Here is a 22,974-nt window from a genome sequence, read left to right on the forward strand (position 1 = left end):
CAGGATGTTGCGGATGTGTTCGTCAGCCCTCCGCCGAAGTGGGGCACAGCAACCGCCGGTCCCGCCCCAGCACCCGTGCCGGACCCGTCAGTCGCACCAGCGCCGTGTGCCGTACGTCCGCGCTGGACGCCGCCAACCGCAGCTCCAGTGCGCCCGGTTCGACGACCCGGCGGCCCGTGCGGTCGGTGAACGACGACAGGTCGGCGTGGAAGTGGAAGGTCACCCGGCGGGATTCGCCAGGCTCCAGTTCCAGTCGCTCGTAGCCGATCAGGCGGACGTCCGGGCGCGTGACCGACGCCACCGGGTCGTGGAGGTACAGCTGGACGACCTCCGCGCCCGCGCGGGCGCCCGTGTTGCGGACGGTGACGGAGAGGTCGTAGGTGCCGTCCGTGGGGATCTCCGGGGTGCCGTCGGTCATGCCCTCCCACGCGAACGTCGTGTACGAGCGCCCGTGCCCGAAGGGATACAGCGGCGTCGGATCCAGGTTGCTGACCTCGCCCGCCAGGCCCAGTGGCGGCTGGAGGTACGTCCACGGCTGGCCGCCGGGTGCCTGCGGCACGCTCACCGGGAGGCGGCCCGACGGGTTGACGCGGCCGGAGAGGACGCCCGCGACCGCCGGGCCGCCCTCCTCACCGGGGAAGAACGCCTGCACCACCGCTCCCAGGCGGCCGTGCCAGCGGCCCAGCGCGTACGGGCGGCCGGTGAGCAGGACCAGGACCACCGGGACGCCCGTCGCCACCAGGGCGTCCAGCAGGTCGGGCTGGACCCCGGGGAGTTGCAGGTCCGTCGCGTCGCAGCCCTCGCCCGACGTGCCGCGGCCGAAGAGGCCCGCCCGGTCGCCCAGCACCGCCACGCACACATCCGCCTCCGCCGCCCGCGCCACCGCCTCCTCGATGCCGGACGGGTCCGGGTCCGCGACCCCGCAGCCCTCCGCGAACGTCACCTTCGCGTCCGGGAGTTCCGTGCGCAGGGCATCGAGGAGCGGGGGGATCTCGATGCCGGTCGGCGTCCCGGGGTGGCGGGGGAGGACGTGGGAAGGGAAGGAGTAGCAGCCGAGCATCGCCAGCGGGTCCGCCGCGCGGGGGCCCACCACGGCGATTCGGGTGTCGGGGGCGAGGGGCAGTACGCCGTCCCGGTTGTCCAGCAGGACCACCGACTCCTCCGCCAGGCGGCGGGCCAGGGCTCGGCTCGCCGTCGAGTCCAGGTCGATCCGCCGCTCCGTCGGCTCCGGCTGCCAGTCCTCGTCCAGCAGGCCCAGTTCACACTTCTGGAGCAGGACCCTCCGCGCCGCCCGGTCCACCAGCGACTCCGGTACCTCGCCCGCCCTCACCGCTTCCACCAGCGGCTGTCCGTAGCACTTCAGGGTCGGCAGCTCCACGTCGATCCCGGCCGCCAGCGCCGCGTGCGCGGCCTCGGCGGGGGTGCCCGCCACGCGGTGCAGGGTCTGGAGGAAGCCGATGCCGAAGTAGTCCGAGACGACCGTGCCGCTGAAGTTCCATTCGGTGCGGAGGAGTTCGGTCAGCAATGCCGGGTCCGCCGAGGCCGGGACTCCGTCCGTCTCCGTGTACGCCGCCATCACCGAGCGGGCGCCGCCCTCGCGCAGCGCCAGTTCGAAGGGGGGCAGGGTGACGTCCGCGAGCTCGCGGGTCCCGGCTCGTACGGGAGCGAGGTTGCGGGCGCCGACGGAAGAGGCGTAACCGGCGAAGTGCTTCAGCGTCGCCACGATCCCGGCCGACTCCAGGCCCCGTACGTACGCCGCGCCGATCGTGCCCACCAGGTACGGGTCCTCGCCGATCGTCTCCTCGACCCGTCCCCACCGCGGGTCGCGGACCACGTCCAGCACGGGCGCCAGGCCCTGGTGCACACCGACCGAGCGCAGGTCGGCGCCGATCCGCCGGGCCATCTCCTCCACCAGCGCCGGATCGAAGGTGGCGCCCCAGGCGAGCGGGACCGGGTACGCCGTCGCCCGCCACGCCGTGAAGCCGGCGAGGCACTCCTCGTGGGCGATCGCCGGGATGCCGAAGCGGCCGGACGCGGCGATCCGGCGCTGGGCGCGGGCCAGGGAGCGGGCGCCGGACTCCGGGTCGACGGGGGCGGTGCCGAAGGGGCGGGTGAGCTGGCCGAGGCCGTGCCGGATCAGCTCGTCGAAGTCGTGGTCGGCGGTCATGTCGTGCTGGTGGGGGGCCACTCCGTCGCCGTCCGCGGTGGCGCCCACCCACACGCCGTACAGCTGGGCGGTCTTCTCTTCGAGGGTCATCCGGGAGAGCAGGTCCGTGACGCGGACGTCTGCGGGGAGGCTGCGGTCACGCCAAGGGGCGGTGGTCATGGAACTCCTGTCGTTGAACGCCTACGAAGAGCGCTACTTGCCGCCGACGCCCATCAGGCCGCCCACCAGCGCCCGCCGCGCCACCAGGTAGACGGCGAAGATCGGGACGCCCGAGAGGACGACCGAGGCGAGCAGGGCGGGGATGTTCACGCCGAACTGGCTGACGTAGTTGAACAGGCCGAGCGTGAGGACGCGCGGGCCGTCGGACTGGGTGAAGATCAGCGGGAAGAGGAAGCCGTTCCAGGCCTGCAGGGCGGCGTAGATGACGACCGTGCTGATGCCGCCCTTGGCCAGCGGGATCGTCAGCTGGAACAGCATCCGCAGCGGGGAGGCGCCGTCCAGCGCCATCGCCTCGTACAAATCCTCCGACACATCCCGCAGGGTGCCGACCAGCACCAGCACGGAGACGGGCATCGTGAAGGCCGCCGTGGGGAGGATGACGGCGAGCAGGGTGTCGTACAGATCGAGCTGGGCGATCAGCAGATAGAGCGGCACGACGACCGCCTGGGCCGGGATCGCCACGCCGAGCAGGAACAGCCGGAACGCGGCGCCGGACCAGCGGTCGCGGGTGCGGACGGCCACGTAGGCGAGGGGGATCGAGAGGACCAGGACGATGGCGACGACCGCCACCGCCACGATGGCCGTGTTGCTGAGCAGATGGCCGAAGCCGGTGTTCAGGACGGTGTTGTAGTTGTCGAGGGTGGGGTCGGTGGGCGGGCTCAGGGGGTTGCCGGTGAGGGCGCGGTCCTGCGGGGTGAGGGAGGCCGACAGCATCGCGTAGACGGGGATGATGACGATCGCCAGCCAGAGGACCGAGCCGAGGCCCGCCACCGGGTTGGCGCGTTTCGTCCAGTGCCGTCGGCGGCGCTTCGGTGGCGGGGGCGGGGTCGTACGGCTGCTCGTCGTCCTCGTCGGGTGGGGCAGGGTGTCGTGGGTCATGAGAGCCGTCACATCCCTTCCCGCGTGCTGCGCATGGCGCCGAAGCCGGACAGCCGCACGAGGAGGAGGGACAGACCCGTCGCCGCCAGGACCAGGAAGGACGCGATGGCGCTGGCGTAGCCGAAGTCGTAGGTCTTGAAGCCCGCCTCGTACATCAGGTACGGCAGGATCGCCGTGTCCGTGCCGGGGCCGCCCTTGGTGAGGATCAGAACCGTCTCGAAGTACGTCAGTGAGCCGACGACGATCAGCACGGTGGACGTGATGACGGTGTTGCGCAGTTGCGGCAGGGTGATCGAGAAGAACCGGCGGTAGCGGCCGGCGCCGTCGATGGCCGCCGCCTGGTAGAGGACCTGCGGGATCTGGCGGGCCCCGCCCTGGTAGATGAGGGTGTGGAAGGGGATGAACTGCCAGCCGCCGACGAAGACGATCGCGAGGAACGCGCCGCTGGACGAGCCGAGGACGTCCTTCTGGATGATGCCGAAGTTCGGGTCGAGGAGGGCGTAGAAGAGCAGGGCGACGGCGGTGGAGGAGAGCAGGAGCGGGACGAAGAAGATCGCGGAGAGGACGGCGCGGTTGCGTTGCGGGCCCGCGGCCCAGACGCCGAGGAGCAGCGCCACGACCGTCTGGAAGGCCCAGCTCGCGGCGGTGAGAAGGATCGTCAGCCACAGGGACTGGGTCATGCGTGGGTCGTCGAGGAGCTTCTGCCAGTTGGCCAGGCCCACGGGCTGCGGGTCGCCCAGGCCGTCCCAGGTCGTGAAGGAGAGGTAGAAGGCGAGGGCCATCGGGACGACCGCGAAGAAGGCGAAGAAGAGGACGCCGGGCAGGGCCCAGACGGCGTGCGGGCGGCCCACCCTGGTCCGGGTGCTCACTTCTTCAGCTCCTTGCAGGCCGCCACGAACTCGGTCGGCGACGACTTCCCCGCGAACAGCTTCCCGATCTCCGTGTGCATCGGGGTGCCCAGCTCGCCGAGCGCCTGGTCCCAGGAGAGCGTGAACGCGGGGGCCTGCTGCACCATGTCGTACTGGAACCTGGCGTACTGCGGGTTGGGGGCCGAGTCGAGGAGCTGGGCCGCGTTCGAGGTCGTCGGGACGTCTCCGAGGTCGATCAGGTCCTTGGCGTACGCCTCCGAGGCGGCCTCCTTGAGGAACGCGATCGCCAGGTCCTTGTTGCGGGTACGGGCGTTGACGGACCAGTAGTTGGTCGGGTTGCCGACGACGTTGCGCACGTCACCGCTGCCGCCCTCGATCTCCGGGAAGGCCGCCCAGCCCAGGTGCCGCTTGGCGAAGTCGGGGAACTTGCCGAGCTGCGTCGAGTACTCCCAGGAGCCCATCAGGTGCATCGCGGCCCTGCCCTTGGCGAAGACCGCGGGGGCGCCGCCGTTGACGTAGGACACGGACGTGAACTTGTCGCCGAAGGCGCCGTCGTCGACCAGTTCCTTCACCATCTCGGCCGCCTTCAGGACCGCCGGGTCGCCCCAGCCCTCCGCGTCGCCGTCCTGGATGCGCTGGAAGACCTCGGGGCCGCCGATGCGGTCGACCAGGTACTCCAGCCACATCAGCTCGGGCCAGATGTCGGAGCCGCCGAGCGCGAAGGGCGTGATGTTCGCCTTCTTCAGCTTGGCGTTGACGTCGAGGAGCTGGTCCCAGGTGGTGGGCGGTTGCAGCTTGTGCTCGGCGAAGACGGACTTGTTGTAGAAGAGGATCACGGGCTGCATGCCGCGCATCGGGATGCCGTAGTGGCGGCCCTTGAGGTCGCCGGCCGCGAGGACGGAGGGCAGGAAACCGTCCTTGAGCACGGGGTCGTTGTTGATCGTGTCGGTGAGGTCGAGAAGCTTGCCCGCCTCCTCGTACGCCCGGATGGAGCCGCCGCCCCAGTTGAAGAAGACGTCCGGGGCGCTGGGCGAGCCCATGGCCGTCCGCAGCTTGGGGGAGTAGTCGGAGCCGGGGACCTTCTCCAGCTTCACCGTGCCGCCCGCCTCCTTGGCGGCCGCCGACTTGTTGAAGCGCTCCACGGCCGCCTGCTGGACCTTCACCGCGTCGTCGCCGTACACGAAGGCGGTGATCGCGCCGCCGTCGCCGCCGCCCGCGCCGCCTCCGGAGCCGCAGGCGGTGAGGCCGGGGAGGCCGGTGGTGAGCAGGGTGGTGGCGCCGGCGCCGAGTATCCAGCGCCTGCTGAACGTGCGCCCGCCGGTGGACGACGTGGTGGACCCCATGAGACAGCACCTCTCGGGAGGACGTGCGTGTGGACAGGCCGGTCGGTAGGTCGGTCGGCGAATGTTTCGGGGAGTAACTCGAATGTTCCGGGAACGTAGAGTGCCGCAAGGGGTCCGTCAAGAGGTCGCGCAGGGATACGATCGCCGCCATGACTCCCCCGGAACGCCCGCAAACCCAGACGGCACGGCGGTCCGCGCAGACCGCGACCCTCGCCGAGATCGCCCGCGAGGCCGGGGTCTCCGCGCCGACTGTTTCGAAGGTGCTCAACGGCCGGGCCGATGTCGCCCCGGCCACCCGCAACCGCGTCGAGGAGCTGCTGCGCACCCACGGCTACCGGCGGCGCCGGGCCGAGGCCACCCGCTCGCCCTTGATCGACCTGGTCTTCCACGAGCTGGAGAGCGCCTGGGCGCTGGAGGTCATCCGGGGCGTGGAGAACGTGGCGCGGCAGTCCGGGCTGAGCGTCGTGCTCTCCGAGAGCGCGGGGCGGCTGACGCCCGGGCGGACCTGGGCCGACCAGGTCGCCGCCCGCCGTCCGCACGGTGTGATCCTGGTGCTGAGCGAGCTCGACGAGGCCCAGCGGGCGCTGCTGACCAGCCGGTCCATCCCGTTCGTGGTGATGGACCCGGCCGGTGACCCGGGCACCGACGTGCCCTCGATCGGCGCCACCAACTGGCAGGGGGGCCTCGCCGCCACCCGGCATCTGGTCGAGCTGGGACACACCCGCATCGGCGCGATCACCGGGCCGTCGCGGATGCTGTGCAGCCGCGCCCGGGTGGACGGCTACCGGGCGGCGCTGGAGACCGCCGGGCTGCCGGTGGACGACGGGTTGATCAAGGCCGGGGACTTCCACCACGAGTCCGGCTACCGGCTCGGCCTTCAGCTCCTGCGCCGCCCGGACCGGCCGACCGCCGTCTTCGCCGGCAACGACCTCCAGGCGCTCGGGCTGTACGAGGCGGCACGCGAGCTGGGGCTGCGGGTGCCGGACGACGTGAGCGTGGTGGGGTTCGACGATCTGCCGGTGGCGCGCTGGGTGGGGCCGCCGCTGACGACCGTACGGCAGCCGCTGACGGAGATGGCGGAGGCGGCGGCCCGGCTGGTGCTGGAGCTGGGGCGCGGCGACGGGGCCGCCGCCGCGACGCGGGTGGAGCTGGCCACGAGCCTGGTGGTGCGCAGCAGTACGGCGGCGCCGGGGGTGGCCGAAAGCTGACGTATTGACGGGTGGGCCCGGCGCCTCAACACTCCTCCGAAGTCAATCGGATGCACCACCGAAACTTTCGGAGGCACCCGCACATGATCCCGTACACGAGATCCACGCGAGGGGCGTCGGGGTTCACCGGCGTCGCCGCCCTCGGCGCCCTGCTGCTCGCCGCCCTCGCCGCCCTGCTGCTCGCCGCCCCCTCCGCGCACGCCGCCGACCCGCCGCTGCGCGACCTCGCCGCCGCCAAGGGGAAGATCATCGGCACCGCGGTCACCGGAGGCAAGCTCACCGGCACCTACGGCGACATCGCGGGCCGGGAGTTCAACTCCCTCACGCCCGGCAACGCCATGAAGTGGGAGTCGGTCGAGCCGAGCCGGGGCACGTACAACTGGGCCGAGGCCGACCGGATCGTCGACTTCGCCGAGGCGCACGGCCAGCAGGTACGCGGCCACACCCTGGTCTGGCACAGCCAGAACCCGGGCTGGCTGACAGGCGGGTCCTGGACCCCGGCCCAGTTCAGCGCGATCGTCCAGGACCACATCACCACCGAGGTCGGCCGCTACCGGGGTCGCGTCGACGCCTGGGACGTGGTCAACGAGCCCTTCAACGAGGACGGCACCTACCGCCAGAGCCTCTTCTACAACCACCTCGGCCAGGACTACATCGCCCAGGCCCTGACCTGGGCACGGGCCGCCGACCCGGCCGCCAAGCTCTACATCAACGACTACAACGTCGAGGGCGTCAACGCGAAGAGCACCGCTCTCTACGACCTGGTCAAGTCCCTGAAGGAGCGCGGGGTCCCGATCGACGGCGTCGGTCTGCAGGCCCACTTCATCCTCGGCCAGGTCCCGTCGACGCTCCAGCAGAACATCCAGCGCTTCGCCGACCTCGGGGTCGACGTCGCGATCACGGAGCTGGACATCCGCATGCAGGTCCCGGCCACCGACGCCAAGCTCTCCCAGCAGGCCGCCGACTACAGGGCCGTCATGAACGCCTGCCTGGCCGTCAGCCGCTGCACCGGCGTCACCGTCTGGGGCTTCACCGACTCCGACTCCTGGATCCCGGACTTCTTCGAGGGATACGGGGCGGCGACACCGTACGACGAGAACTTCGCGCCGAAACCGGCGTACTACGCGATCGCGCAGTCGCTGGGCGGCACGGGTGACGGCGGCGGTGGCGGCGAGCCCACGGACGGCTGTACGGCGACGTATCGCGTCGTGAACCAGTGGAACACCGGCTTCACCGGCGAGGTCAGGGTCTCCTGCGCGGGCGCCTCGCTCTCGTCGTGGAAGGTCGACTGGACGTACAGCGCGGGTCAGCGGATCACCCAGGCCTGGAACGCGCACTGCACGCAGACCGGTGCGGCGGTCAGCTGCTCCAACGCCTCCTACAACGGGGCGGTGCCGGAGGGAAGTTCGGTGACCTTCGGCTTCAACGGCTCATGGAGCGGCAGCAATCCGGTACCAACGGTGACGCTGGGTTGAGAAGTCTTAGATTTTCGGAAGAAAACCGGGTTCGCGCCCCCGCTCGTAATAATTCGGACGTACGTTCCTGTCCGTGACGGGACACATAACGGACCACAACGGGAGTGGGGACGAGGGCCCAAGAGGGGGAGGCCGGCGGCCGGGAGCGCTCAAGGTCACCGGTCTCACCCTCGCCGCCGTCCTGGCGCTCGGCGGCGCCGGGGCGGGCTGGGTCTACTGGCAGCTGAACGACAACATCAACAGCGTCGACATCAACAGCGCCCTCGGCGACGACCGCCCGGCGAAACCGACGCCCTCCACCGCCGCGTCCGCCTCGACGCCGCCCGGAGAGGCGTTGAACATCCTGGTGCTGGGCTCGGACTCACGCAGCGGCGCCGAGAACCGGGCCCTCGGGGGCGGCGACAGCGCCGGCGCCCGGTCCGACACGGCGATGGTGGTGCACCTGAACGCCGGGCGCACCGAGGCCACCGTGGTCAGCATCCCGCGCGACACCCTCGTCACCCGCCCGTCCTGTCCGCTGGAGTCGGGGGGCGAGTCGGCCGAGGCCTACAACGTCATGTTCAACAGCGCCTACTCGGTGGGCGGCCCGGTGTGCGCGGTGAAGACCGTCGAGTCGATGACCAACGTCCGTATGGACCACTACATCGAGATCGACTTCGCCGGGTTCGCCGGGCTGGTGGACGCGCTCGGCGGGGTCACCGTCACCACCGAGGAGGACATCGACGACGAGGACAGCCACCTGACCCTGCCGGCCGGCACCCATCACCTCGACGGCGAACAGGCCCTGGGCCTGGCCCGCACCCGGTACGGCATCGGGGACGGCAGCGATCTGGGGCGCATAGGCCTGCAGCACCAGCTGGTGAAGGCGCTGATGCAACAGATCGCGTCGACCAGCCTGCTCTCGGACCCGACCCGCCTGTACGAGGTCGCGGACGCGGTGACCGGCAGCCTGACGACCGACACCGGCCTCGACTCGCTGACGGAGCTGGTGGGACTCGGGCAGAGCCTGCAGGGCCTGTCGGCGGACGCCATGGAGACGGTGACGATGCCCGTGGTCCCGGCGGCCTCGGACCGGAACCGGGTGGTGGCCGAGGAGCCGGAGGCGGGGCAGTTGTGGGCGTCGTTGCGGTAGAGGTCTCCACGGACACCTGTTCGACGTAGAAAAAAACTCGGAGATGTCCGGCAGGTGTGTCGATCCGGGCGGGTGCCGTTCGACGCATGGATGAGAGGCACCGACCACCCACTACCGAGGGAGCCCCCATGCCCCGCTACCTGTCACTCATCCGGATCGACGAGAAGAACGCCCCCGCCGAAGGCCCCAGCCCCGAGCTCATGCAGCGGATGGGTGAGCTGATCGAGGAGATGACCAAGGCCGGCGTGCTGCTCGACACCGCCGGGCTGACCCCGACCGAGCAGGGCACCCGGGTGCACTACGAGGGCGGGGGGATCTCCGTCACCGACGGGCCGTTCACCGAGACCAAGGAGGTCGTCGGCGGGTACGCCCTGATCCAGGCCAAGGACAAGGCCGAGGCGATCGAGTGGACCAAGCGGTTCCTGAAGGTGCACGAGCCGCACTGGACGGTGACCTGCGAGGTGCGCGAGGTCATGGAGGGCTGAGTCCGGCCCTGTTTGGCCCGCGGCCGCGTGAGGTGTTCGATGGTGGGCCGTGGAACCACAGCCCACCGCCGACCCGGGCGGCCCCGCGGACGCCGCCCGGCACACCGTCGAGACCGTCTTCCGTATCGAGTCGCCCCGGATCATCGCCGCCGTCACCCGCATCGTCCGGGACGTCGGCATCGCCGAGGAGCTCGCACAGGACGCGCTGGTCGCCGCGCTGGAGCAGTGGCCGCGCGACGGTGTGCCCGACAACCCGGGCGCCTGGCTCATGACCAGCGCCCGGCACCGCGCCGTCGACCTGGTCCGGCGCCGGGAGAACTACGCCCGCAAGCTCCAGGAGATCGGCCGGGACCTGTCGAGCGTGGCCCCGCCGGAGGAACCGGCCGACCCGGACGACATCGACGACGACCTGCTGAGGCTGGTCTTCACGGCCTGTCACCCGGTGCTGTCCCCCGAGGCCCGTATCGCCCTCACCCTGCGCCTGCTCGGCGGCCTGACCACGGCCGAGACCGCCCGCGCGTTCCTGGTCCCGGAGTCGACGGTCGCCCAGCGCATCGTCCGCGCCAAGCGCACGCTGGCCAGGAAGAACGTCGCCTTCGAGGTGCCGTACGGCCCCGACCGTGAGGCCCGCCTGGGCTCCGTACTGGACGTCATCTACCTGATCTTCAACGAGGGGTACGCCGCCACGGCCGGTGACGATCTGCTGAGGCCCGGCCTCTGCGAGGACGCCCTGCGCCTGGCGCGTGTGCTGTCCGCCCTGATGCCCAAGGAGCCCGAGGTGCACGGCCTGACCGCTCTTCTCGAGTTCCAGGCGTCCCGCATGGCCGCCCGCACCGGCCCGAACGGCGAACCCGTCCTCCTCAAGGACCAGGACCGCAGCCGCTGGAACCGCCTCCTCATCGCCCGCGGCATGACCTCCCTGACCCGCGCCGACGCCACGGCCACCGGCGCCCCGGGCCCGTACGTCCTCCAGGCCGCCATCGCCGCCTGCCACGCGCACGCGTACCCGTACGAGGAGACCGACTGGCAGCGCATCGCCACCCTGTACGGCCTGCTCGCCGCCCGCGCCCCGTCCCCCGTCGTCGAACTCAACCGCGCGGTGGCCGTCTCCATGGCCGAAGGCCCGGCCCCGGCGCTGGACATCGTCGACGCCCTGTCCGCCGTACCCGCCCTGCGCGACTACCACCTGCTGCCGAGCGTCCGCGGCGATCTGCTCGCCCGCCTCGGCCGTACGACGGAGGCCCGCGCGGAGTTCGAACGCGCGGCGGCGTTGGCCCGCAACGAACGCGAGCGGGAGCTGCTGGAGGCACGGGCGCGGGAATGCGGTTGACCGATGGGGCGCGATCACGCGTTCGGCTGATCGGCATTGGTTACGGCCCGTCAGGAGCCGCGCTTCCGTAGCTTCGCGGTGTTGCTTGTGCCGCAGTGGCGCCCGCGCCCACACTTGAAGGAGGAGGTGCTTCACGATGACCGCTCTCGCAGAAGAGGTGGCCCCGGTGGTGGCAGACAAGCCGGTTTCCGAGCCGGTTTCCGACCTGGACGAGGTCCTGTGGCAGGCGTGGAAGGCCATGGATCTCCCCGAGGGCTACCGCGCCGAGATCATCGAGGGGACCATCGAGTTGTCGCCTACCGGTCGTCGTCGTCATACCGTGCTCATGGGCCGACTCCACAGGGCGCTCGACGCGCACCTCGCTGGTAGCGGATACGCAGTGCACCGTGACGGCAACGTCATCCATCGCCACAAATGCTGGATCCCCGACCTCTTCGTAGCCCCCCTCGATCTCGACGAGATCCCCGACGAGGAAGGCCTCGGTGTCGACGCCGCCGGGGTCAAGATGGTCGTCGAGGTCACCTCGCCCGGACACCGCAACCTCCAGCGCGACCGTGCCCGCAAGCGCCGTGAGTACGCCCGGGCGGGCATCCCCGTGTACGTGATCGTCGACGACTTCGACGACGAGGGAGCCGTCGTCGTGCTGACCTCCCCCGACCCGAAGAAGGCCAAGTACACCGACGAGCACCGCGTTCCCTACGGCACCGACGCGGTGGTCCCGGAAGGACCGGCCAAGGGCTTCGCCATCGGCAAGGCGATCGTCGCGTCCTGACACCGGTCAGCCCGTCGGCCGCCCCACCAGCATCGTCGGTGCCCCCGCCACCCGCGTCAGAAACACCGTCGCGGAGTTCGGCCCCTGAGGCTTCACCTTCTTGCGCAGCTCCTCCGGCTCCACCGCCGACCCCCGCTTCTTCACGGTCAGGATCCCCACCTGACGCTCCCGCAACAGCGCCTTCAACTTCTTGACGTTGAAGGGCAGTTGGTCGGTGATCTCGTAGGCGGAGGCGTACGGAGTGGGGCGGAGTTCGTCGGCCGTGACGTACGCGATCGTCTCGTCGAGCAGACCGCCGTCGACCTCGGCGGCCACCTCGGCGACCAGGTGGGCGCGGATGACGGCGCCGTCGGGCTCGTAGAGGAAGCGCCCGACGGGGCGTACCGCCGGATTCGGCAGGCCGCGGGAGCGCAGTGTGCGGGGGCCGGGCAGGAGGGTCGCGCGCACCAGGCCGGGCTCGGTGCCGAACCACAGCACCGCCTCCTTCACCTCCCCGCCGTCCGAGATCCACTCGGCCTCGGCGACGTCGGGCACGGCCTCGTGCGGAACGCCGGGCGCGACCTTGAGGGCGGCGTGCGGGGCGCTCGTAGCCACCTGGACGGCCCAGGAGAGCGGGGGCGAGTAGGCCTCCGGGTCGAAGATCCGGCCCCGGCCGCCCCGGCGCGCCGGGTCCACGAAGACCGCGTCGTACGCCGACACGTCCACCTCCGTGACATCCGCCTCGCGCACCTCGATCAGGTCGGCCAGGCCCAGCGCCTCGGCGTTCGCCCGCGCGGCGGCCGCGGTCAGCGGGTCGCGGTCCACGGCGAGGACGCGGATCCCGGCGCGGGCGAGGGCGATCGCGTCCCCGCCGATCCCGCAGCACAGGTCGGCCACGGAGGTCACGCCCAGCTCGCCGAACCGCCGTGCGCGATACGTCGCCACGCTCGCCCGCGTCGACTGCTCGACCCCGTGGGGCGTGAAGTACATCCGCTCGGCGTCCGCCGCTCCGAACTTGGCCACCGCCCGTTGCCGCAGCCGCGCCTGGCCGAGCGCCGCCGACACCAGTTCGGCCGGGTGGTCGCGGCGCAGCCGGGTGGCGACGGCGAGTTCCTGGGCGGGGTCGGTGCCGCGCACCTCGTCGAGGAGGGCCCGGCCTTCGGGGGTGAGGAGAGGGGCGAGGTCGTTCACCAGGTCATTGTCGGCCAGTCGGTGGATGGTGTGCGTCCGGCGGCGGTGTCGGCGGGGGTTCGGGGGTGGGGCCTGGGAGGATCCGGCTCCATGCGAGTAGTAGTACAAAATGACAAAATTAGGACACGTCGGCTTCGGCGGGCTACGGCGATCAGAGCCGGAATCGCCGTCCTGACCGCCGCCGCCATCGCCTCGGGCTGCACGCGCGGCGACGACGAGGCGCCCCCGCCCCTCAAGGCGCCGCCTGCCCGCGCCCTGGACGACTACGCCGCCAAACTCCGCGCCGACCACGCCGCCCGGGTCGCCGCCGCGCAACGCTGGGGCCTGAAGGAGACCCCGCTCCGGCCGCCGTCCCCGCCCGCGAAGAAACCGACGATCACCACCCGGGCGGGCTTCGAGGTGGACGAACACGAGGAGCAGGGCCTCCCGCCGGTCTTCACCACCGTCCCCACCGACCAGAAGGTCGTCTTCCTCACCATCGACGACGGTGCCGAGAAGGACCCGGCGTTCCTGCGGATGATGACCGACCTGCGCATCCCGTACACCGCGTTCCTCAGCGACTACCTGATCAAGGAGGACTACGGCTACTTCCAGCAGATGCAGGCCAGGGGAGTGGTCCTGAACAACCACACCCTCAACCACCCCTACCTGCCCGACCTCTCCTACAGCGACCAGAAGCACGAGATCTGCGGCATGCAGGACGTCATCGAGAAGCGCTACGGCACCCGCCCGCTGCTGTTCCGCCCGCCCTACGGCAACTACAACTCCGACACCCTGCGCGCCGCCAAGGACTGCGGCATCAAGTACGTCCCGCTGTGGAACGAGGAGGTCTTCGTCGACCACTGGGACTACCGCGAGTGGGACCGCGACATCCACCCCGGCGACATCGTCCTGAGCCACTTCCGGGGCACGGACGACTGGGCGGGCGGGATGCCCGACATGATCCGCGTCTTCCTCGACAAGGTCACGGCGAAGGGATACGCGGTGGGCCGCCTGGAGGACTACCTGTGACTCGGCGCGGACGGACGGCCGGGGCCGCGATGCTCCTGGTCCTGCTCACCGGCTGCGCCCTGCCCGACGCCCCGCCTTCGCGCTCCGTCGAGGTGGGGGCGGCACCCGGCCCGGCCGCCTCACAGCTCCCGCCCCACCAACGCTGGGGCCTGCCCTCGCCGCTCTCCCCGGCCCCCTCGCCGCCACGCCACCCCACGCGACCGGCGGACGGGCTCCCGCCGGTCCTGGACCACGTCCCCACCCCCCACAAGGTCGTCTTCCTCACCTACGACGACGGCGCCGAGAAGGACCCGCGCTTCGTCGACATGGTCCGCGAGCTACGGCTGCCGGTCAGCATGTTCCTCACCGACAGTGTCGTCGGCCCCGGCTACGGCCACTTCGCGCGCCTGCGCTCGGTCGGCGCGAGCATCCAGAACCACACCCTCGACCACGCCGCCCTGCGCGGGCTGCCCTACGCCGGTCAACGCGCCGAGATCTGCGGGCAGCAGCACAAACTCCGCACCCGCTTCGGCATCCGCCCGCACCTCTTCCGCCCGCCCTACGGCACCTACGACACGACGACCCGCCGGGCGGCCGCGGACTGCGGCATCAGGGCGATCGTGCTCTGGCGCGCCACGATGAACGCGGACGACCTCACCTTCACGAAGGGCCCCGCCCAGCTCCGCCCCGGCGACATCATCTCGATCCCCTCGACCGAGGCCCCGAAGCCGATGCTCCGCGAGCGCACGACCCACCTGCTGCGCCGGGTGCAGGAGGCGGGGCTGACGGTGGGGCGACTGGAGGACTATCTCTGAACGCGTGAGGCTTTGGACGTGTGAGGCTCTGAACGCGCGAGGCTTTGGATGCGCGAGGCTTTGGACGCCGGTCCGCACTCTCGGCCCGTCCGGCGTTCGAGGACGAGGCCCGTGCACCCCCGCCGTACGGCGACGCGCCGCAGGCAATTGGCACTCCGCTTGACCGAGTGCTAACCGCAGTCATAGTCTCGGCTCTGGCACTCCCCCCTGGAGAGTGCCAAACAAGCGACGGGCAGGTCCGGCACCCGCGACGACGGATCGACCTGGTCGCCACCTCAGACAGTTAACCCCGTGAGATCTCCGAAGGGGGAGGTCGGATCGTGACGACCGCCAGCTCCAAGGTTGCCATCAAGCCGCTCGAGGACCGCATCGTGGTCCAGCCGCTGGACGCCGAGCAGACCACGGCCTCTGGCCTGGTCATCCCGGACACCGCGAAGGAGAAGCCCCAGGAGGGCGTCGTCCTGGCCGTGGGCCCGGGCCGCATCGAGGACGGCAAGCGCGTCGAGCTCGACGTCAAGGTCGGCGACGTCGTGCTCTACAGCAAGTACGGCGGCACCGAGGTGAAGTACAACAACGAGGAGTACCTCGTCCTCTCGGCTCGCGACGTCCTCGCGATCATCGAGAAGTAATCACCTCACGCAACACACCGTTTTGAGCTGCGCCCCTGGCCCCTGCGACCGATAACGAAGCCGGGCGCCCGGGGCGCAGTTCTTTACCCCAGACTTTCCTTTCCGAGAGGGCTCCCGCTGCCATGGCGAAGATCCTGAAGTTCGACGAGGACGCCCGTCGCGCCCTCGAGCGCGGCGTCAACAAGCTTGCCGACACGGTCAAGGTGACGATCGGCCCCAAGGGCCGCAACGTCGTGATCGACAAGAAGTTCGGCGCCCCCACCATCACCAACGACGGCGTCACCATCGCCCGCGAGGTCGAGGTCGAGGACCCGTACGAGAACCTCGGCGCCCAGCTGGTCAAGGAGGTGGCGACCAAGACCAACGACATCGCGGGTGACGGTACGACCACCGCGACCGTGCTGGCCCAGGCGCTGGTCCGCGAGGGCCTGAAGAACGTCGCCGCCGGTGCCTCCCCGGCCGCCCTGAAGAAGGGCATCGACGCCGCTGTCGCCGCCGTCTCCGAGGACCTGCTGGCCTCCGCCCGGCCGATCGACGAGAAGTCCGACATCGCCGCCGTCGCCGCGCTGTCCGCCCAGGACCAGCAGGTCGGCGAGCTGATCGCCGAGGCGATGGACAAGGTCGGCAAGGACGGTGTCATCACCGTCGAGGAGTCCAACACCTTCGGTCTGGAGCTGGACTTCACCGAGGGCATGGCCTTCGACAAGGGCTACCTGTCGCCGTACTTCGTGACGGACCAGGAGCGCATGGAGGCCGTCCTCGACGAGCCGTACATCCTCATCCACCAGGGCAAGATCTCCGCCATCGCGGATATGCTGCCGCTGCTGGAGAAGATCATCCAGTCCAACTCCTCCAAGCCGCTGCTGATCATCGCCGAGGACGTCGAGGGCGAGGCCCTCTCCACCCTCGTCGTGAACAAGATCCGCGGCACCTTCAACGCCGTCGCCGTCAAGGCCCCCGGCTTCGGCGACCGCCGCAAGGCGATGCTCCAGGACATGGCGGTCCTCACCGGCGCCACGGTCATCTCCGAGGAGGTCGGCCTCAAGCTCGACCAGGTCGGTCTGGACGTCCTCGGCACCGCCCGCCGCGTCACCGTCACCAAGGACGACACCACGCTCGTCGACGGCGCCGGCAAGAAGGAGGACGTCGAGGGCCGCGTCGCGCAGATCAAGGCCGAGATCGAGGCCACGGACTCCGACTGGGACCGCGAGAAGCTCCAGGAGCGCCTCGCGAAGCTGGCCGGCGGCGTGTGCGTGATCAAGGTCGGCGCCGCCACCGAGGTGGAGCTGAAGGAGAAGAAGCACCGTCTGGAGGACGCCATCTCCGCGACCCGCGCCGCGGTCGAGGAGGGCATCGTCTCCGGTGGCGGCTCCGCGCTCGTCCACGCCGTGAAGGTGCTGGAGGACAACCTCGGCAAGGAGGGCGACGAGGCCACCGGTGTCGCCGTCGTCCGCAAGGCCGCCGTCGAGCCGCTGCGCTGGATCGCCGAGAACGCCGGCCTGGAGGGCTACGTCATCGTCTCCAAGGTCGCCGAGCTGGAGAAGGGCAGCGGCTACAACGCCGCCACCGGCGAGTACGGCGACCTGATCAAGTCCGGCGTCATCGACCCGGTCAAGGTCACCCGCTCCGCCCTGGAGAACGCCGCCTCCATCGCCTCCCTGCTGCTGACGACCGAGACCCTGGTCGTCGAGAAGAAGGAAGAGGAGCCGGAGAGCGCCGGCCACGGCCACGGTCACGGCCACGCGCACTGACGCAGCGCCGTAGCAGGCAGTAGGGGAGGCCCGGCACCGAGGGTGCCGGGCCTCCCTGTATCCCCTCGCGGGTCAATGCACCCAGGGCCTGTTGCAGGCGCTAGCGCTCCATCTCCTCGAAGACGCCCAGCTGCTCCATCAGCCCCAGCCGGTCGTACTCCCACCAGCCCTCGAGGAGCTTCCCGTCCCGACCGCACCGGAAGACGGTCACACCGCTCATCGACACTTCCTTCCCGGTGGCCGGAATCCCCAGGAACTCGCCCTTGTGCGTGCCCTTCCAGAACCAGCGCGCGCACACCTTGTCGCCCTCGGCGATCAGATCCTCGATGCTGAACGTGAAGTCGAACCCGTCCCGCCAGACACGGATCTCGCGCCGGACATGATCCATCCCGATCACATCCTGCTCGTTCGCCGGGTTGTGATCGTGATAGTGCTCGCCCATCACCTCATCGAGCGGCGGCAGCTCCCCGGGCGTCGCCACCAGCTCGAAGAACCGCCGCACCGTGGCACTGAACAACTGCTCGTCCCGCACCACGTCCAGATCCGTGAACGTCGGCATCTCGTCGCACAGCGCGACCATCTCGTGGAAGATCCGATCGGTCTCCGGAAGATTCGAATTTCGCATCGCCTCTTCGTACGACGGGAACTCCACGATCTCGATGAAGTGCGACGCGTCGGACCGGTCCTTCCCGATCACACTGTGCGTCGCCGTCCGCTTCCCCTTGGTCTGCTCGACCCACGCGTCCATCAGCCGGTCCAACTCCTCGAACCGACTGGTCTTGCAGTCGATGACCTGTACAAACGTCATGGCGCCACCTCCGGCCCCCCTGGGTCCGGTCGAACAGCTCCATTTTCCTACGAGGGCGTCGTTCGGCACCCGCTACTGAGGTCCGTACTTCCGCCCAGCCCGCGACGAGACCCCGCCCAGCAGTCCCCGCGGCGCCACCTTCACCACGCCCATGATGGCCTTGTACCGCGGGTCCGGAATGGACAGCGTCTTGCCCCGCCCCAGGTCCGAAAGCGCCGTCGCCACCAGCTTGTCCGCGTCGAGCCACATCCAGCCCGGGATGTTGTCCGTGCCCATGCCGGCCCGCTGGTGGAACTCGGTGCGGACAAAACCGGGGCACAGGGCCATCATCCGTACGCCGGTGCCCGCCAGGTCGCGGGCGGCGCCCTGGGTGAACTGGACGACCCAGGCCTTGGACGCGCCGTACGTCCCACGGGGGAGGAAGGCCGCGACCGAGGCGACGTTCACGACGCCCCCGCGGCCCCGTTCCCGCATCGCCTCCGTCGCCGCCGACGTCAGCCGCAGCACCGCCTCGCAGTGCACCTTGAGCATCTTCAGCTCGTCGGCCATGGGCACGTCGAGATAGCGGCCCTTGTTGCCGAAGCCGGCGTTGTTGATCAGCAGGTCGACGGGGTTCCTGCGGTCGCCCAGCCGGGCGGCGACCGCCTCGATGCCGTCGTCCGTCGCCAGGTCCGCCGCCAGCACCTCCGCCTCGATGCCGTGCCGGTCGTGCAACTCGGTCGCCTGCTCCCGCAGCCGCTTGGTGTCCCGGGCCACCAACACCAGGTTGTGCCCGTCAGCCGCCAGCCGCCGCGCGAACGCGGCGCCGATTCCCGCGGTCGATCCCGTAATCAGAGCCGTTGTCATGGGCCAAGGGTAGTGACCCGGACTGTGCGCGGCCGATCTCCGTAGGGGGGATCGCCGGGGGAAACGCCGGGGAGTTCGGGAGGACTTGGCGTGGGGCCGGTGGACGGGGCTCTGCAGGGGGACCCGGAGAAGCGCTCGCTCAGCCGTGCTCGTGGTCACGCGCATGGCCGTTCCCGGGCCCCGCGTGCCCCGACGGCGCGCCCGCCCGCTGTCCCCTCTCCACCACCACGAACTGGCCCATCATCCCTTCGTCCTCGTGGTACAGCAGATGGCAGTGGTACATGTACGGCGTGTCGGGATCGGCCGGTCCGGTGAAGCGCAACGCCAGCTTCATGGTCGTCCCGTGCGGCACGAACACCGTGTCCTTGGGCCCGCGCAGGGCCGGCGGCGGCGCAGCGCCGTTCACCTCCAGCACCCTGAACTGCACGTCGTGCACATGGAAGTTGTGCGGCATCCCGTTGTCGTTGCGGACCGTCCACACCTCCGTGGTCCCGCGCGTGACCGTCTCGTCCACCCGCCCCATGTCCATCGCCCGCCCGTTGATCCCGGACCGCTTCAACTCGAAGAACCGCCCCCGCACCGCGTTGGCGCCGTCGGGTATCTCCAACTTTCCCAGCACAGCAGGCAGTTCGGGAGACGGTCGCAGCCGCCCGGCCGCCCGCAGCTCCAGTACGTCGAAGGAGTCGTCCCCTCCGCCGAACCGCCGCTGCCAGCCGTCCCCGTAGTTGTCCTGCGGAAAGCTGCGCAGCATCACCCGCTCACCCGCCCGCATCCGCACCACGATCTCGGCCCGCTCGCCCGGCGACAACTGCACCCGCTTGTGGGACACCGGCCGCTCAAGCAGCCCCCCGTCCGTGCCGACCAGGGAGAAGGAACGGTCGTCCGGGAAGCCGAAGGCGTAGGTGCGGGCCGTGGAGGCGTTGAGCAGCCGCAGCCGTATCAGCTCGTCGGCGACCTCACGGTAGGGACGCAGCGTGCCGTTGACCATCGTCCGGTCGCCGAGAAAACCCACGTTCTGCAGGAAGCCGCGCCCCCCGTCGAGCCGGGCGCCGTCGAAGCGCACGTCCTGCACGACGACGGGCAGGTCGTCCACGCCGTACCGCTTCGGCAGCCCAAGGCGCGCCGACCGCTCGTCGTCGAGGATGAACATGCCCGCCAGCCCCCGCCGGACATGGTCCTCGGTCGCGCCGTGCGGGTGGGGGTGGTACCAGAGCGTCGCGGCCGGCTGGTCCACCGTCCACTGCGGGCTCCAGGTGCCGCCGGCGGCGATCTCCTGATGCGGGCCCCCGTCCATCTCCGCGGGCAGGTGCATGCCGTGCCAGTGCACGCTCGACGCCTCGTCCAGCCCGTTCCGTATGCGTACGCGGACCTTCTCGCCGCGTTCCGCGCGCAGAGTCGGGCCCAGATAGGTGCCGTTGAAGCCCCACGTCGGGGTCTTCCGCCCCGCCTCGAACTCGGTCTCGCCCGCCCGCATGCGCAGGTCGAAGACGCGCGTGCCGTCCTTGTCGACGTGCGACTCGGCCAGTGGCGGTATCGCGAGCGCGTTGTCGAACGGCGCCTTGCCGACCGTACTGACCGGGGCGTCGGTCCACAGCCATGCGAACAACCCGCCGATCGTCACGGCGAACACGGTCACGACCGTGCCGAGGACGACAAGCACCCGCTTGAGACGAGACGCACGCCGAGGCGTGCCACCAGACCTGCGACGATTCATGCTTCGAGCGTCCTCGCCGCGCCCCCGCGAAACATCGGGGACGCCCCCCGCCCCACCCCGACCCGCCCCTGGTCCGCCCTCCGGGAATTTCCCCTAGGAGGCGTGCGGCGCCTGGGCGAAAGGCGGTTGACCGCCCGTCAGGAGCCGTACGTCTCCACGTACTTCCGTGCCGCTTCCCACGACTCCGGATGCAACGCCCCGCCCGCCGCCAGCAGCCGCGGCAGCAGCGCCCGCTCCGTGGTGACCGCCCGGAACTGCAGGGCCACCGTCACGTCGTGGTCCGGACGGTGCACGATCTCGATCGGGTCGCTCGCCCGGACCTCACCCGGCGCGATCACCCGCAGATACGCTCCCGGCGCACCCCGTTGCGTGAACCGCTTGACCCAGCCCGGCTCACCGAGATGGCTCTGGAAGGTCCGGCAGGGAATCCGTCCGGAGGTGACCTCCAGAACGACATCAGGGCCGATCCGCCAGCGCTCGCCGATCAGTGCGCCGGAGACGTCGACACCCGACGTCGTGAGGTTCTCCCCGAAGGAGCCGTTGGTCAGCGAACGCCCCAGCTCGCGCTCCCACGCGTCGAGGTCCTCGCGGGCCACCGCGTACACGGCCTGGTCGTCGCCGCCGTGGTGACGTGTGTGGCACACCGCGTCCCCGGCCAGCCCGCTCGCCCCGATGCCCTTCGGCCCGGGCGCCGTCACCCGAACGGGCTCGTCGACCGGGCGCTTGTCGATGCCGGTCACGCCGTCGGGGTGGTCCGTGTAGGGAACGGCCTTCGCGCGGCCCAGATTCACAGAGAGAAGCCTCATGGCGGCACGGTAGGCGACAAGAACCAAAGTGTCGACGCATTATTCGGCGCCCTACCCAAGGCTCGCTTATGCTTGGAGGGTGATCGAAGCCCGTCATCTGCGCGTCCTGCGCGCCGTCGCCGCCACCGGCTCCTTCTCCGCGGCGGGGCGCGAACTCGGCTGCACCCAGCCCGCCGTCAGCCAGCAGATGAAGGCGCTGGAGGCGTCCGTGGGGACGCCCCTCCTGGTGCGCACCGGACGCGAGATGCGGCTGACGCAGGCCGGCGAGGCACTCGTACGGCATGCCTCGGGCATCCTCGCCGGACTCACCGCCGCCGAGGAGGAGGTCGCCGCGATCGCCGGACTGCGCGCCGGGCGGGTGCGGCTGGTGTCCTTCCCCAGCGGCAGCTCCACCCTTGTGCCGACCGCCCTCGCCGCCCTGCGCGCCGCCCACCCCGGCACCCGCGTCTCCCTGGAGGAGGCCGAGCCGCCGCAGTCCGTCGACAAGCTGCGGGCCGGCGACTGCGATGTCGCGCTCGCCTTCCGTTACGAGGGGGCGGCGGGCGCCGAGGAGTGGGACGACCTGGTCGTACGGCCGCTGCTGACCGACCGGTTGGTGGGGCTCGTGCCCGAACGGCACCGGCTCGCGCGGTCCCGGTCCGTCGCCATCGGCGAACTCGCCGGCGAACCGTGGATCGCGGGCTGCCCGCGCTGCCGCGGCCAGTTGATCGAGGTGTGCGCCGGGGCCGGATTCACGCCCCGCATCGACTTCGCCACCGACGACTATCCGGCGGTGGTCGGGTTGGTGGGCGCGGGGCTCGGGGTGGCGGTGCTGCCCCAGCTGGCGATCGAGTCCGTACGGCCCCGGGGTGCGCGGGCGGTGACCTTGGAGCCCGCGGTGCGGCGGGAGATCGTCGCGTTGACGCTGCCCGATCTGGCGCAGGTGCCGGCGGTGCGGGCGACGCTGGAGCAGCTGGCGCGGGCGGCGGCCCGGTAGTCACGCCCTGTAGTCACGCTGTGTAGTCACGCCTTGTAGTTCTCGGCTGGGCCTCGGCTGGGCCTCGGCTGGTTCTCCTCGGCCGAAAGTGGCCCCCGTAGGCAAAGGCAAGGGCACGCGTGTGCGTGCCTGTCGGAGAAACGTTCCTTCAGGTGTTCGGGGTGGCGTTCCCGCCAGTCGTCGACGCCGACACCAGCCGGTGGCGCGCCCGCCCCATGAGTTCCTCGCGCTCGTCCTCGGTCAACCCGCCCCACACGCCGTACGGTTCGCGCACCGCCAGCGCGTGTGCCGCGCACTGTGCGCGGACCGGGCACCTCATACAGACCTCCTTGGCCGAGTTCTCGCGAGCACTCCGAGCCGCCCCGCGCTCGCCCTCCGGATGAAAGAAGAGCGAACTGTCCACCCCGCGACAGGCGGCCAGGAGCTGCCAGTCCCACAGGTCCGCGTTCGGTCCGGGAAGGCGGGAGAAATCTGCCATTGCGTGACCCCTTGTAGCCGTTCTGAGCGGATACGGTGCCCACGACCGTACATCTACGGTCTAAGGAGATGAAAATATGACTCATTGCGAATCTAGCCTCAGACACCAGCGG

At 70.6% G+C, this 22,974-nt stretch carries 21 protein-coding genes; 11 read left to right on the forward strand and 10 right to left on the reverse strand.

Annotated elements, in window-relative coordinates:
• Positions 1 to 22 precede the first annotated feature (22 nt).
• Genes KWI83_RS15940 through KWI83_RS15955 form a run of 4 tightly spaced genes read right to left on the reverse strand, consistent with a single transcriptional unit; the run spans position 23 to position 5,477 of the window.
• Complete coding sequence (locus KWI83_RS15940; RefSeq protein ID WP_218515007.1) at positions 23 to 2,326, reverse strand: glycoside hydrolase family 3 N-terminal domain-containing protein; 2,304 nt, start codon at positions 2,324 to 2,326, stop codon at positions 23 to 25.
• Between the two features lie 33 nt (positions 2,327 to 2,359).
• Entirely contained in the window at positions 2,360 to 3,265 is a 906-nt protein-coding gene (locus KWI83_RS15945) for a carbohydrate ABC transporter permease (RefSeq protein ID WP_218515008.1), read from the reverse strand.
• Between the two features lie 8 nt (positions 3,266 to 3,273).
• Complete coding sequence (locus KWI83_RS15950; protein ID WP_308122065.1) at positions 3,274 to 4,134, reverse strand: sugar ABC transporter permease; 861 nt, start codon at positions 4,132 to 4,134, stop codon at positions 3,274 to 3,276.
• Complete coding sequence (locus KWI83_RS15955; RefSeq protein WP_218515009.1) at positions 4,131 to 5,477, reverse strand: ABC transporter substrate-binding protein; 1,347 nt, start codon at positions 5,475 to 5,477, stop codon at positions 4,131 to 4,133. Before KWI83_RS15955 ends, KWI83_RS15950 begins: the two co-directional genes overlap by 4 nt.
• A gap of 149 nt (positions 5,478 to 5,626) precedes the next feature.
• On the opposite strand from KWI83_RS15955, the gene KWI83_RS15960 reads away from it, so the two are divergent.
• The 6 genes from KWI83_RS15960 (at position 5,627) to KWI83_RS15985 (ending at position 11,879) form a co-directional block, all read left to right on the forward strand.
• Complete coding sequence (locus tag KWI83_RS15960) at positions 5,627 to 6,685, forward strand: LacI family DNA-binding transcriptional regulator (RefSeq protein WP_218515010.1); 1,059 nt, start codon at positions 5,627 to 5,629, stop codon at positions 6,683 to 6,685.
• 83 nt (positions 6,686 to 6,768) lie between these two features.
• Complete coding sequence (locus tag KWI83_RS15965) at positions 6,769 to 8,160, forward strand: endo-1,4-beta-xylanase (RefSeq protein WP_218515011.1); 1,392 nt, start codon at positions 6,769 to 6,771, stop codon at positions 8,158 to 8,160.
• 67 nt (positions 8,161 to 8,227) lie between these two features.
• Positions 8,228 to 9,292 carry an LCP family protein gene (locus tag KWI83_RS15970; protein WP_374106308.1) on the forward strand — a complete coding sequence of 355 codons (1,065 nt, stop codon included), beginning with the start codon at positions 8,228 to 8,230 and terminating at the stop codon, positions 9,290 to 9,292.
• A 128-nt stretch (positions 9,293 to 9,420) separates the two neighbouring features.
• Positions 9,421 to 9,777: a YciI family protein gene (locus KWI83_RS15975; RefSeq protein ID WP_218515012.1), complete on the forward strand. Its 357-nt coding sequence runs from the start codon at positions 9,421 to 9,423 to the stop codon at positions 9,775 to 9,777.
• Positions 9,778 to 9,826: 49 nt separating this feature from the next.
• Positions 9,827 to 11,107, forward strand: a complete 1,281-nt coding sequence (locus tag KWI83_RS15980; RefSeq protein ID WP_218515013.1) for an RNA polymerase sigma factor — start codon at positions 9,827 to 9,829, stop codon at positions 11,105 to 11,107.
• A gap of 136 nt (positions 11,108 to 11,243) precedes the next feature.
• On the forward strand, positions 11,244 to 11,879 hold the full coding sequence (locus KWI83_RS15985) for a Uma2 family endonuclease (protein ID WP_218515014.1): 636 nt from the start codon (positions 11,244 to 11,246) through the stop codon (positions 11,877 to 11,879).
• A 6-nt stretch (positions 11,880 to 11,885) separates the two neighbouring features.
• On the opposite strand, the gene KWI83_RS15990 is transcribed toward KWI83_RS15985, so the two are convergent.
• Positions 11,886 to 13,157 carry a methyltransferase domain-containing protein gene (locus KWI83_RS15990; RefSeq protein WP_218515015.1) on the reverse strand — a complete coding sequence of 424 codons (1,272 nt, stop codon included), beginning with the start codon at positions 13,155 to 13,157 and terminating at the stop codon, positions 11,886 to 11,888.
• Between KWI83_RS15990 and KWI83_RS15995 the strand changes: the two genes are divergently transcribed.
• The 4 genes from KWI83_RS15995 to groL all read left to right on the forward strand — a co-directional run bounded on the left by KWI83_RS15995 (position 13,140) and on the right by groL (position 17,234).
• Complete coding sequence (locus tag KWI83_RS15995) at positions 13,140 to 14,060, forward strand: polysaccharide deacetylase family protein (RefSeq protein ID WP_218515016.1); 921 nt, start codon at positions 13,140 to 13,142, stop codon at positions 14,058 to 14,060. The two genes, KWI83_RS15990 and KWI83_RS15995, sit on opposite strands and share 18 nt — an antisense overlap.
• Positions 14,061 to 14,089: 29 nt before the next feature.
• A complete protein-coding gene (locus KWI83_RS16000; RefSeq protein WP_218515068.1) occupies positions 14,090 to 14,854 on the forward strand; it encodes a polysaccharide deacetylase family protein in 765 nt (254 codons plus the stop codon).
• Positions 14,855 to 15,174: 320 nt separating this feature from the next.
• Positions 15,175 to 15,483 carry a co-chaperone GroES gene (gene groES, locus KWI83_RS16005; RefSeq protein WP_071364926.1) on the forward strand — a complete coding sequence of 103 codons (309 nt, stop codon included), beginning with the start codon at positions 15,175 to 15,177 and terminating at the stop codon, positions 15,481 to 15,483.
• Positions 15,484 to 15,605: 122 nt separating this feature from the next.
• Positions 15,606 to 17,234: a chaperonin GroEL gene (groL, locus tag KWI83_RS16010; RefSeq protein ID WP_218515017.1), complete on the forward strand. Its 1,629-nt coding sequence runs from the start codon at positions 15,606 to 15,608 to the stop codon at positions 17,232 to 17,234.
• A 100-nt stretch (positions 17,235 to 17,334) separates the two neighbouring features.
• On the opposite strand, the gene KWI83_RS16015 is transcribed toward groL, so the two are convergent.
• The 4 genes from KWI83_RS16015 to KWI83_RS16030 all read right to left on the reverse strand — a co-directional run bounded on the left by KWI83_RS16015 (position 17,335) and on the right by KWI83_RS16030 (position 21,408).
• Entirely contained in the window at positions 17,335 to 18,042 is a 708-nt protein-coding gene (locus KWI83_RS16015; protein ID WP_218515018.1) for an ester cyclase, read from the reverse strand.
• 72 nt (positions 18,043 to 18,114) lie between these two features.
• Positions 18,115 to 18,888, reverse strand: a complete 774-nt coding sequence (locus tag KWI83_RS16020; protein WP_218515019.1) for an SDR family oxidoreductase — start codon at positions 18,886 to 18,888, stop codon at positions 18,115 to 18,117.
• 139 nt (positions 18,889 to 19,027) lie between these two features.
• Positions 19,028 to 20,602: a multicopper oxidase domain-containing protein gene (locus KWI83_RS16025; protein ID WP_218515020.1), complete on the reverse strand. Its 1,575-nt coding sequence runs from the start codon at positions 20,600 to 20,602 to the stop codon at positions 19,028 to 19,030.
• Positions 20,603 to 20,739: 137 nt separating this feature from the next.
• Positions 20,740 to 21,408, reverse strand: a complete 669-nt coding sequence (locus KWI83_RS16030; RefSeq protein ID WP_218515021.1) for an MOSC domain-containing protein — start codon at positions 21,406 to 21,408, stop codon at positions 20,740 to 20,742.
• Positions 21,409 to 21,487: 79 nt separating this feature from the next.
• On the opposite strand from KWI83_RS16030, the gene KWI83_RS16035 reads away from it, so the two are divergent.
• Positions 21,488 to 22,384 (forward strand): LysR family transcriptional regulator, encoded by an 897-nt coding sequence (locus KWI83_RS16035; protein WP_218515022.1) that lies wholly within the window; start codon positions 21,488 to 21,490, stop codon positions 22,382 to 22,384.
• A 148-nt stretch (positions 22,385 to 22,532) separates the two neighbouring features.
• Here KWI83_RS16035 and KWI83_RS16040 read toward each other — a convergent pair whose 3' ends face one another.
• The gene (locus KWI83_RS16040; RefSeq protein WP_218515023.1) at positions 22,533 to 22,862 is read right to left on the reverse strand and encodes a WhiB family transcriptional regulator; all 330 of its coding nucleotides are present in this window, start codon (positions 22,860 to 22,862) and stop codon (positions 22,533 to 22,535) included.
• Positions 22,863 to 22,974: the final 112 nt, after the last annotated feature.

The organism is Streptomyces sp. TRM70350 (assembly GCF_019219825.1).
Taxonomy (GTDB): Bacteria; Actinomycetota; Actinomycetes; order Streptomycetales; family Streptomycetaceae; genus Streptomyces.